Here is an 11,125-nt window from a genome sequence, read left to right on the forward strand (position 1 = left end):
CAGCCCGTCGTCACGGCCGGAAGGCGACGCCAGACATGACGGACGCGCAGAAGGTCGAGCGCTGGATCGACCGATTTCCGCTCATCCAGGCCCTCAGCCCGGCGCATCTGCAGCTCGCTCGGGGAACCGTGCAATTCCCGGTGCTGGAGGCCGGCGCCATTGCTTACGAGCTGGATGGCGAATGCGCGAACTACCTGATGTGCCTGGAGGGGCGCACGCGCATCTTCCGCATGTCGGAGAATGGCCGCGAGGTGCTGATCTACAAGGTCGGCCCGGGCGGCACCTGTGCCCTCACCACGCAATGCCTCCTGTCCGGCGGCACCTTCCCGGCCCAGAGCATCGCCGAGGAGCGGACCGAGCTCGCGGCCCTGCCGGTGGGCACGTTCCAACACCTGATGGGCGACAGCGCCGCGTTTCGCAGCTTCGTCATGGACGACTACACGCGGCTGATGTCCGGCCTGTTCACGCTCATCGATGCGGTCGCGTTCGCCCCGCTGAAGCAGCGCCTCGCCCAGCGGCTCCTGGCCGAAGCCGATCCGCGGGGTGTCGTTGCCGTGACCCATCAGACGCTCGCCGACGACATCGGCAGCGTGCGCGAGGTGGTGAGCCGCATCCTGGCGCAATGGGCCGAAGCCGGCCTGATCGAGCTCCGGCGCGGCGCGGTCGAGATCGTCGACCGCGCCAGCTTGATCGCCGCTGGTCGGCGGTGAGGCGCGGCGCACGCCTCCGATCCGGACCGCTCAGGCCCGTCCCTCCTGCACCGCGTGGCAGGCGACGCCGTCCAGCAGGGCCGGCACCTCCGCGCGGCAGCGGTCGTTCGCCAGCGGGCAGCGCGGGTTGAAGGTGCAGCCGGGGGGCGGGTCGATCGGGTTCGGGATCTCGCCGGAGACCGGCACCCGGGCGCGGCCGACATGGGCGAGGTCGGGCACCGCGTCGAGCAGCATCCGCGTGTAGGGATGGCGCGGGCGGGCGAACAGATCCTTTGCGGCCGCGACCTCGACCAGGCGGCCGAGATACATCACCCCCACCCGGGTCGCCATGTGGCGGACCACGGCGAGGTTGTGGGAGATGAACAGGTAGGTCAGCCCGAGCCGGTCCTGCAGGTCGCGCATCAGGTTCAGGATCTGCGCCTGCACCGAGACGTCGAGCGCCGAGGTCGGCTCGTCGCCCACCAGGAACTCCGCCTGGCTGGCGAGCGCCCGGGCGATGGCGACCCGCTGCCGCTGGCCGCCGGAGAATTCGTGCGGGTACTTTCTGGAATCGTCCGGGTGGAGGCCGACGAGGCCGAGCAGCTCGCCGACCCGGGCGCGGATCGCCCCCTCCCCCTGGATCAGGTTGAACGCCCGGATCGGCTCCGCGATGATCTTGCCCACGCGCCAGCGCGGGTTCATCGACGCGTAGGGATCCTGGAAGATCATCTGGATCCGCGAGCGCAGGCGCCGCCTTGCAGCCGCCTCCCGGGGGTCGGTCATCGAGATGCCGGTGATGCGGACCTCGCCGGCCGAGGGCGGCAGCAGGCCGACCACCATCCGGGCCACCGTCGACTTGCCGGAGCCGGATTCGCCGACGATCGCGAAGGTCTCGCCCTTGGCGATGGTGAAGCCGACCCGGTCCACCGCCGTGAGGAACCGGCGGGGCTCGCGCTCGATCACCCGGTTGAGCCAGGGTTTTGAGACATCGAACAGGCGGCGCAGGTCGGTGACCTCGACATAGGCGGTCATCGCGCGATTCTTCCCTCCCCCTTGCGGGGAGGGATCGAGGGTGGGGGTGGTGCAGGATCGAGCGTGACGGTGCCGTCTGCACCACCCCCACCCCTAGCCCCTCCCCGCGAGGGGGAGGGGCTAGGGGTGGCGTCCGAATCATACAGGTGGCAGGCGACGCGGCTCGCGCCCACCAGAATCGGCTCGGGCCGCTCGACGCGGCATCGCGAAAAAACCTTCGGGCAGCGCGGGTTGAAGGCGCAGCCCTTCGGGATGGCGGTGAGCCGGGGCATCGAGCCGGGGATCTGGCTGAGCCGGTCGGCCTCCTGCGAGAGGGTCGGGATCGCACCCATCAGGCCGACCGCGTAGGGGTGATGGGGTTCGCGCACTACGGCGGCCACCGGGCCGATCTCGGCCACCCGCCCGGCATACATCACGGCGACCCGGTCGGCGGCCTCGGCGATCACGCCCATGTCGTGGGTCACGAGCATCACCGCGGTGCCGTGCTCCCGGCACAGGCGCTTGAGCAGGGTGATGATCTGGGCCTGGACCGAGACGTCCAGCGCTGTGGTCGGCTCGTCGGCGATGATCAGCTCCGGCTCGGCGGCGAGCGCCAGCGCGATCACCACGCGCTGGCGCATGCCGCCGGAGAATTCGTGCGGATAGCCGTCGATCCGCCGCTCGGGGGCCGGGATGCCGACCTCGGCGAGCAGGTCGATCGCCCGGGTGCGCGCCGCCTTCGCCGACAGGTCGGTATGGGCGCGCAGGGTCTCGACGATCTGGTCGCCGACCCGGAACAGCGGGTCCAGGGAGGTCAGCGGGTCCTGGAAGATCATGCCGATCCGGCGGCCCCGCACCCGCCGCATCGCCTCGGGGGACAGGGTATCGATCCGCTCGCCGCGCAGATGGATCGCGCCGCCGCTGATCCGGCCGGGGCGATCGATCAGCCCGATCACCGCCGAGCCGGTGACCGACTTGCCGGCCCCGGATTCGCCGACGACGCCCAGGATCTCGCCCCGGCCGATGTCGAACGAGACCCGGTCGATGGCGGTGAGCGGCCCGCGGCGGGTGTCGAACGTGACCGTGAGGTCGCGCACGGAGAGGATGGTTTCGGTCATTGCAGCTTCGGATTGAGGGCGTCGCGCAGCCAATCCCCCAGGAGGTTGATGGCGATGACGAGGCCGGCCAGCGCCAGGCCCGGGAAGGCGACGATCCACCACTCACCGGAGAACAGGAACCGGTTGCCGGTGCGGATCAGGGTGCCGAGCGACGGCATGGTCTCGGGCAGGCCGGTGCCGAGGAACGACAGGGTCGCCTCGGTGATGATCGCCAGCGCCAGGTTGATCGTGGCGATGACGAAGACTGGGCCGGTGACGTTCGGCAGCACGTGGCGCACCAGGATCACCGGGGGCGTCAGGCCGATCAGCCGGGCGGCCTGGACGTAGTCCTTGCCCTTCTCGACCATCACCGAGGAGCGCACGGTGCGGGCGTACTGCACCCAGAACGACAGGCCGATCGAGATCACGATCAGCCCGATCAGCGGCCCGACATCCAGCGCGCCGCCGAAGCTGGCGCGGGCGACCCCGTCCACCACCAGGGCGATCAGGATTGCCGGGAAGGTGAGCTGCACATCGGCGATCCGCATGATCAGCGTGTCGAGGGCGCCGCCCGCGTAGCCGGCAACCAATCCCAGAGCGATGCCGAGCACGCCGGAGGTGATCACCCCGAGCACCCCGACGATCAGCGAGAGGCGCAGGCCATAGAGCACCGCCGAGAGCACGTCCCGGCCCTGGTCGTCGGTGCCGAGGTAGAACGGCGCCTGCCCGTCCGCCTGCCAGATCGGCGGCAGGTTGGAGTTGATCAGGTCGAGCTGGGCCGGGTCGTAGGGGTTCTGGGGCGAGATCAGGGGGGCCGCCACCGCGAGCCCGACCATCAGGATCGTGGCGACCAGCGCCACCATGGCCGTCTTGGAACGCAGGAAGCTGGCGACCAGGTCGGAATCGCGCCAGCGCGCGAGCCGGCCCGGCGTCGCCGCCTGCAGCGGGACCGGCGGGGCATCGCCGGCGTCGATATCGCGTCCGCTCATCAACCGGCCCTCATGCCGTCGCCGAGGACAGCCGCAGGCGCGGATCGACCACGGTGTAGAGGATGTCGACCACGAGATTGATGGTCACGAAGATCAGCGCGACGAGCAGCAGGTAGGCGGACATGATCGGGATATCGACGTTCTGCACGGCCTGGACGAACAGCAGGCCCATGCCGGGCCACTGGAACACCGTCTCGGTGATGATCGAGAAGGCGATGACCGAGCCGAGCTGGAGCCCGGCGATGGTGATCACCGGCACGAGGGTGTTCTTGAGCGCGTGGCGCAGGTGGACGGCGCGGGTGGAGAGTCCCCGCGCCCGGGCGAAGCGGATGTAGTCGGTGCGCAGCACCTCCAGCATCTCGGCGCGCACCAGCCGCATGATCAGCGTCATCTGGAACAGGCCCAGCGTGACGGAGGGCAGGATCAGCGCCTTCAGGCCGGACCAGGTCAGGAAGCCGGTGGTCCACCAGCCGAGCCGCACCGTGTCGCCGCGCCCGTAGGAGGGCAGCCAGCCCAGCGTCACCGAGAACAGGTAGATCAGCAGGATGCCGATCAGGAAGGTCGGCAGGCTGATGCCGATCAGCGAGACCGCCTGGAACAGGCCGGCGAGCCAGGAATCCCGGCGCAGCGCGCAGAAGACCCCCATCAGGACGCCGACCACCAGGGCGAAGACCGTGGCGCAGAAGGCGAGCTCCAGGGTCGCCGGCATGCGCTCGGCCAGCAGCTGCGAGACCGGCTGGCGGAACTGGTACGAGATCCCGAGCCGGCCCCGCACCACGTCGCCGGCATAGCGGGCGAACTGGACCAGCACCGGATCGTCGAGGCCGAGGCTCTTGCGGATCTCGGCCCGCTCGGAGGCGGGGGTGTCGGGCCCGACGATCTGGTTCACGGGGTCGCCCGCGAACCGGAACATCGAGAACGCGATGAGACCGACGACCGCGAGCACCGCGGCCGCCTGCATCACCCGGCGCAGCAGGAAGGCGAGCACGCCCGGCGCCTACTGCGGGTCTTTCGAGACCCAGTAGAGCAGGAGCAGATTGTCGGCGCGCTGGGTCAGGTGGACCTTCTTGGAGACACCCCAGGCCAGGGCCTGCTGGTGCAGCGGGATGTAGCCCCAGTCGCCGTTCAGGGTGTCGAAGCCCTCCTTGATCAAGGCGTCGCGCTTGGTCTTGTCGGTCTCGCCCTCGACCTTGTCGGCGATCTCATCGATCTTCGGGTCGCAGTACCCCGCCAGGTTCCAGCTCCCCCGACCGGACTTGTCGCCGGGCTTCCGGCAGCCGACGATCTCGTAGAGGATGTTGTGGCTGTCCAGCGACGATGGCGTCCAGCCGAGCAGGTAGAACGAGGTGTCGTAATTCGGCGCCAGCACCTTGGCGAAGTACTTGGCCTTGGGCTGGGCGTTCAGGTTCACCTTGACGTTGATGCGGGCGAGCATCGAGACCACGGCCTGGCAGATCGCCTCGTCGTTGACGTAGCGGTCGTTGGGGCAATCCATGGTCAGCGAGAACCCGTCCGGGTAGCCGGCCTGGGCCATCAGCTCCTTGGCCTTCTTGAGGTCGGTGGCCGGGCGCTTGAACTCGCCCCCGCGGTCGTACAGGCTCGGGGCGATCATCAGGGCAGAGGGCACCGCCTGGCCGCGCATCACGCGCTTGGCGATCGTCTCCTCGTCGATGGCGAGGTAGAACGCCTCGCGCACCTTGATGTCCTTGAACGGGTTCTTGCCCTTGACGCTCGAATCCTTCAGCTCGTCCCGGTCCTGATCCATGCCGAGGAAGACCGTGCGCAGCTCCGGGCCGGCCATCACGATGGCGGTGCCGCTGGCATTGACCCGCTGCTGGTCCTGCAGCGGCACGGGATCGATCCAATCGACCTCGCCGGACAGGAGCGCGGCGACGCGGGTCGCCGGGTTGGCGATCGTGGTCAGCACCGCCTCGTCGAGGTTCGATTCGGCCTTGCCCCAGTAGCCGTCGAACTTCTTGAACACGGTCTTCACGCCGGGTTGATGCTCGGCGATCACGAACGGGCCGGTGCCGTTCTCGTGCAGGGTGGCGTAGCTCGGGCTGGTGGCGTTGGCTGGAGTCGGCTGGGCGGCGCCGTTCTTCTCCGACCAGCTCTTCGACATGATCAGCCAGGTCGGGAACTGGGCGATGGCGATGGGGTTCGGCTTCTTCAGCACCATGTCGACGGTGTAGTCGTCGACCTTCACGAATTCGGCGTCCGCCGGGACGTTGGTGGTGAAGTTCGAGCCCGAGGCCCGAACGCGCTGAGCGGAGAACAGCACGTCGTCGGCGGTGAAGGGCGATCCGTCGTGGAACTTCACGTTCTTGCGCAGGTGGAAGCGCCACCGGGTCGGCTCCGGCGTCTCCCAGGACTCGGCGAGTCCGGGGGCGAATTTCAGGTTCTTGTCGAGGGTGACGAGCGCCTCGTAGGCCGCCTGCTGCATGCCTTCGGTGAAGCTCTCCTTGAGGGAGTAGGGATCCAGCGACTTCAGATCGCCCTGGAACGCGAAGCGGAACACGTTGGCGGCCTGCGCGGGCAGAGCCGACAGCGCGAAGGTCGCGACCGCGCCTGCGGCCACGCCGCGGGCGAGGATCTTCAGGGTCGAACGGGACAAGCGGATCTCCGGAACCGTGGAAGTTGATGGCAGGCCGCCACCACCAGCGCAGGGGTTGAGACTAGGCCGAGTGCCGCGCGCGAGCAAACCGCGCCGGCCACACACCCACAGCAAGGTTCGGACCATTTGTATGCAAAATGCGGGACTGGCGGGCTGCGGTGTTTCTGGATCGCGGTCAGATGGCGCGCGCCCGCCTCCCTCTGCGCTATGATGTCCACACATCGCTGCCGGATGAGGGGCAAGGCTACCACCAAGCGCGCCTCCCTCCCCCCGCTGCGGGGGAGGGTGGGCCGGCCGTCAGGCCGGGTCGGGCCGGGACGAAGTCCCGCAAGAGGGGAACCCGGGTTCAGCAAAGGGCGCGACCGGCATGACGGGCAAAGCCCTGTTCTGCACCGTCGCTCCCCTCTCCCGACCCCCTTCGGGGGCCACCCTCCCCCGCAGAGGGGGGGAGGGAAAACGCGTCGCGGTTCAGGCGCTTGCTTCCGATCCTACTCGGCCGCCGCCGCGTGGTGCGGTTGATGCGGCACGGCCTCGTCCGCGCCCTCCCCGCGCTCTCCGTCCGCCACGGCTTTGCGCCGGAACAGGCGCATCACCACCACGAAGAAGACCGGGACGAAGAACACCGCCAGCACGGTCGCGGTGATCATGCCGCCCATCACGCCGGTGCCGATCGCCTGCTGGCTCTTCGAGGCGGCGCCGGTGGCGATGGCCAGCGGCACCACGCCGAAGATGAAGGCGAGCGAGGTCATCACGATCGGCCGGAACCGGAGCGTCGAGGCCTCGATCGCGGCCCGCACCACCGAGGTCCCGGGCTTCCAGAGGTCCTTGGCGAACTCCACGATCAGGATCGCGTTCTTGGCCGACAGGCCGATGATCGTGATCAGGCCGATCTTGAAGTACACGTCGTTGGGCATGCCGCGCAGATAGACGGCCGCCACCGCGCCGATCACGCCGAGCGGGATCACCAGCAGCACCGAGACCGGGATCGCCCAGCTCTCGTAGAGCGCGGCCAGGCACAGGAACACGATCAGCACCGAGAGCGCCAGCAGCAGGCTGGCCTGGCTGCCCGCCTGCTTCTCCTGGAACGACTGCCCGGTCCAGGCATAGCCGAAGCCCTTGGGCAGCTGCAGCATCAGCCGCTCCATCTCGGCGATCGCGTCGCCCGAGGTGTAGCCGGGATTGGGCTCGCCGGTGATGCGCACCGACTGGTAGCCGTTGAAGCCGACGATCTGGCTCGGCCCCATGCCCCACTTCAGCTCGGCGAAGGACGACATCGGCACCATGGTGCCGCCGGCGTTCTTCACCGCGTAGTTGAGGATGTCCGACGCGTTCATGCGCTGGAGCTGCTCGGCCTGGACGTAGACGCGCTGCATCTTGCCCCGGTTGGGGAAGTCGTTGGTGTAGACCGAGCCGAGGTTGAGCTGGATCGTGGCGTTGATGTCCTCGAACTTGACGCCGAGCGCTGCCGCCTTCTCACGGTCGACGACCAGCTCCGCCTGCGGGGTCGGCGGCAGGCCCTCGATCTTCACCTTCTGCAGGATCGGGCTCGCCTGCGCGAGCTTGAGCAGCTGGTCCTGGGCCGAGAGCAGGGCCGCGTAACCGCGATTCGCCCGGTCCTGGAGGCGGAACGAGAAGCCGGCGGCGTTGCCGAGGTTGTCCACCGGCGGCGGTTCCTGGGCGTCCACGGTGGCGTCGCGGTAGGTGCTGAGCGCCGCGTTGGTGCCGGCCACCAGGGCGGCGGCCGAGTTCTTGGCGTCGCGCGCGCTCCAGGGCTTGAGGGTCACGAAGGCCTGGCTGGTGCTCGGGGCCTGGCCGGAGAACGAGAAGCCGTTGAGCATCGTCACGGTGGCGACGCCCGGCTGCGCCAGCAGGTACTCCTCGACCTTGCGGTTGGCTTCCTGGGTGCGGTTGTAGGAGGCGCCGGGCGGCGTCTGGATGTCGACCGTGAAGAAGCCCTGGTCCTCCACCGGCAGGAAGCCCTCCGGCAGGTTGATGAAGGCGTAGGCGGTGCCCGCCACCAGGGCGAGGTAGATCAGCATCACCCGGCCGGACTTGCGGATGAACCCCGCGACGCCGCGGCCGTAGCGGGCGGTCTCGCGGTCGACGAAGCGGTTGAACATCCCGAACACGCCGCCCTTGGCGTGGCCGTGGCCCTTGGCCACCGGCTTCAGGAAGGTCGCGCAGAGCGCCGGGGTCAGCGACAGGGCGAGCAGCGCCGAGAACGCGATGGAGGTCACCATGGCGATCGAGAACTGCCGGTAGATGATGCCCACCGAGCCGGGGAAGAACGCCATCGGGATGAACACCGCCATCAGCACCAGGGTGATGCCGATGATCGCCCCGGTGATCTGCTCCATGGCCTTCTTGGTGGCCTCCTTGGGCGGCAGGCCCTCCTCGTTCATGATCCGCTCGACGTTCTCCACCACCACGATGGCGTCGTCGACCAGGATGCCGATGGCCAGCACCATGCCGAACATGGTGAGCACGTTCACCGAGAAGCCGGAGATCCACATCACCGTGACCGTGCCCATGAGGGCGATCGGCACCACGATGGTGGGGATAAGGGTGTAGCGGATGTTCTGCAGGAACAGGAACATCACCAGGAAGACCAGCACCACCGCCTCGACCAAGGTGTGCAGCACCTTCTCGATCGAGGCCTCGACGGCCGGGGTGATGTCGTACGGGATGTCCCACTTCAGGTCCGGCGGGAAGAACTGCGACAGCTCCACCATCTTGGCGCGGATCGCCTTGGCGGTCTCGAGCGCGTTGCCGTCGGGGGCCAGCGTCACCGAGATGCCGGCGGCCGGGCCGCCGTTCAGCCGGGTGGAGAACTGGTAGGCGTCGCCGCCGAGTTCGATCCGGGCGACGTCCCGCAGGCGCACGTTCGAGCCGTCCGGATTGGCCCGCAGCACGATGGCGCCGAAATCCTCGATGGTGCCGAGCTGGCCCTTCACGATGATCGGCACCGTGACCGCTTGCTTGGTCGGGCTCGGCTGCGCGCCGACCGAGCCGGAGGCGACCTGGATGTTCTGGTTGCGGATCGCCCCGGTCACGTCCTCGGCGCTGAGCGACAGGCCGCGCAGCTTGTCGGGATCGACCCAGACCCGGAGCGAGCGCTCCGTGGAGTAGAGCGTCGCCCGCCCGACCCCGGGGATGCGCCGGATCTCGTTGATGACGTTGCGGATCAGGAAGTCGCCCAGCCCCACCTCGTCCATCGACCCGTCCTTGGAGATCAGGGTGATGATGTTGAGGGTCGCGGCCGAGGCCTCCTCCACCAGGATGCCCTGCTGGCGCACCTCCGCGGGCAGGCGGGCCTCCACGCGTTTCAGCCGGTTCTGCACCTCCACGGAGGCCAGCGCCGGCGCGGTGCCGGGCAGGAAGGTCGCGGTGATGTTGACCGAGCCGAACGAGTCGGTGGTCGACTCGAAGTTCATGATGTCGGCCGCGCCGTTCAGCTCATCCTCGATGAGCCGGGTGGTGCCGACATAGAGGCTGTCCACCGAGGCGCCGGGATAGGCCGTGGACAGGGCGATCTGCGGCGGGGCGATCACCGGATACTGCGCGATCGGCAGGTTCGGGATCGCCAGGGCGCCGCCCAGGCAGATGAACAAAGCCACCACCCAGGCGAAGACCGGGCGGTCGATGAAGAAGCGTGCCATGCGCGTGGTCCCCGGGGCTCAGTGGCGGTTGACCGCGGCGGCGCGCGGCGCGGCCTGCGCCTTGTCGCCGGGGTTCGGGGCGCCGGGCGTCTGTCCGCCCGGAGCGTCGGGGGCCTCGTCCGCGTCGTGCTTCGGGCTCTCCTCGCCGTGGAGCGGGGTCTGGTCCACGGGCTTCACCTTCACGCCCGCCGTGATCTTCTGGACGCCGTCGACGATGACCCGCTCGCCGGCCTTGAGCCCGTCGCGGATCAGCCAGTTCTGCCCGACCACCGGCCCGACCTCGACGGGCTGGCGCATCACCGTGTCGTCGGCCCGGACCAGCCAGACCTCGGCGCGGCCGTCCTCGGTGCGCTGGATCGCCTGCTGCGGCACCGCGATCGCGTCGGAATCGATGCCCTGCTTGATCCGGGCGCGGACATACATGCCCGGGAATAGCTCGTCATGCGGGTTGGGGAACTGCACCCGCAGGGTCACCTGGCCGGTGCTCGGATCGGCGGTGACGTCCGAGAACAGCAGGCGGCCGGCCAGCGGGTAGAGGGAATTGTCGTCCATGATCAGGTGGACGTTGGCGGTGTTGTCCTCCAGCCGGGCGAGCTCGCCGCTGGCCAGATCCCGGCGCAGGCGGTTCAGCTCGCCCACCGACTGGGTGATGTCGACATAGATCGGGTCGAGCTGCTGGATCGTGGCCAGCGCGCCCGTGGAGCCCGGCTCGATCAGGGTTCCCTCGGTGAGCAGCGCCCGGCCGATCCGGCCGGTGATCGGCGCGCGCACGTCGGTCCAGCCGAGGTTGAGCTGCGCCCGGTCCCGGGCCGCCTTGGCGCCGGCGACCTCGGCCTCCGCCTGCTTCTTACCCGCGAAGGCGGCGTCGTACTGGGCCTGGCTGGCGGTGGCCCGAGTCAGCAGCTGCTCGAGCCGGTCGGCCTGCTGACGGGCCAGCACCAGGGCGGCCTCCTGGCGGGCGAGCGCGGCCTCGGCGCTCGCCAGCTCAACGTGGTAGGGGGCCGGGTCGATCTTGTAGAGGATGTCGCCTTCCTTGACCTGGCTGCCCTGCTCGAACAGGCGCTTG

7 protein-coding genes and 1 pseudogene are annotated in these 11,125 nt (G+C 69.2%); 1 reads left to right on the top strand and 7 read right to left on the bottom strand.

Annotated features, from left to right (window positions below; all coding sequences use genetic code 11):
* Positions 1–35: 35 nt before the first annotated feature.
* The gene (locus AO398_RS26155) at positions 36–710 is read left to right on the top strand and encodes a Crp/Fnr family transcriptional regulator (RefSeq protein WP_058195074.1); all 675 of its coding nucleotides are present in this window, start codon (positions 36–38) and stop codon (positions 708–710) included.
* A gap of 30 nt (positions 711–740) precedes the next feature.
* Here the strand turns inward: AO398_RS26155 and AO398_RS26160 are convergent, their stop codons facing one another.
* The 7 genes and pseudogenes from AO398_RS26160 to AO398_RS26190 form a co-directional block, all read right to left on the bottom strand.
* Positions 741–1,721, bottom strand: a complete 981-nt coding sequence (locus AO398_RS26160; RefSeq protein WP_058195075.1) for an oligopeptide/dipeptide ABC transporter ATP-binding protein — start codon at positions 1,719–1,721, stop codon at positions 741–743.
* Between the two features lie 134 nt (positions 1,722–1,855).
* A pseudogene (locus AO398_RS26165) lies at positions 1,856–2,818 on the bottom strand (ABC transporter ATP-binding protein); the annotation flags it as partial.
* Positions 2,815–3,786, bottom strand: a complete 972-nt coding sequence (locus AO398_RS26170) for an ABC transporter permease (protein WP_058195076.1) — start codon at positions 3,784–3,786, stop codon at positions 2,815–2,817. The pseudogene AO398_RS26165 and the gene AO398_RS26170, both read right to left, overlap by 4 nt.
* A 10-nt stretch (positions 3,787–3,796) precedes the next feature.
* Positions 3,797–4,774, bottom strand: coding sequence for an ABC transporter permease (locus AO398_RS26175; RefSeq protein WP_058195077.1), 978 nt, complete (start codon positions 4,772–4,774; stop codon positions 3,797–3,799).
* A gap of 9 nt (positions 4,775–4,783) precedes the next feature.
* Complete coding sequence (locus AO398_RS26180; protein ID WP_058195078.1) at positions 4,784–6,400, bottom strand: ABC transporter substrate-binding protein; 1,617 nt, start codon at positions 6,398–6,400, stop codon at positions 4,784–4,786.
* 488 nt (positions 6,401–6,888) lie between these two features.
* A complete protein-coding gene (locus tag AO398_RS26185) occupies positions 6,889–10,059 on the bottom strand; it encodes a multidrug efflux RND transporter permease subunit (RefSeq protein ID WP_058195079.1) in 3,171 nt (1,056 codons plus the stop codon).
* Positions 10,060–10,077: 18 nt separating this feature from the next.
* Positions 10,078–11,125 (bottom strand): efflux RND transporter periplasmic adaptor subunit (locus AO398_RS26190; RefSeq protein ID WP_058195081.1); only part of this gene is annotated, 1,048 nt, incomplete at its 5' end.

It is taken from the genome of Methylobacterium sp. GXS13 (genome assembly GCF_001455965.1).
GTDB lineage: Bacteria > Pseudomonadota > Alphaproteobacteria > Rhizobiales > Beijerinckiaceae > Methylobacterium.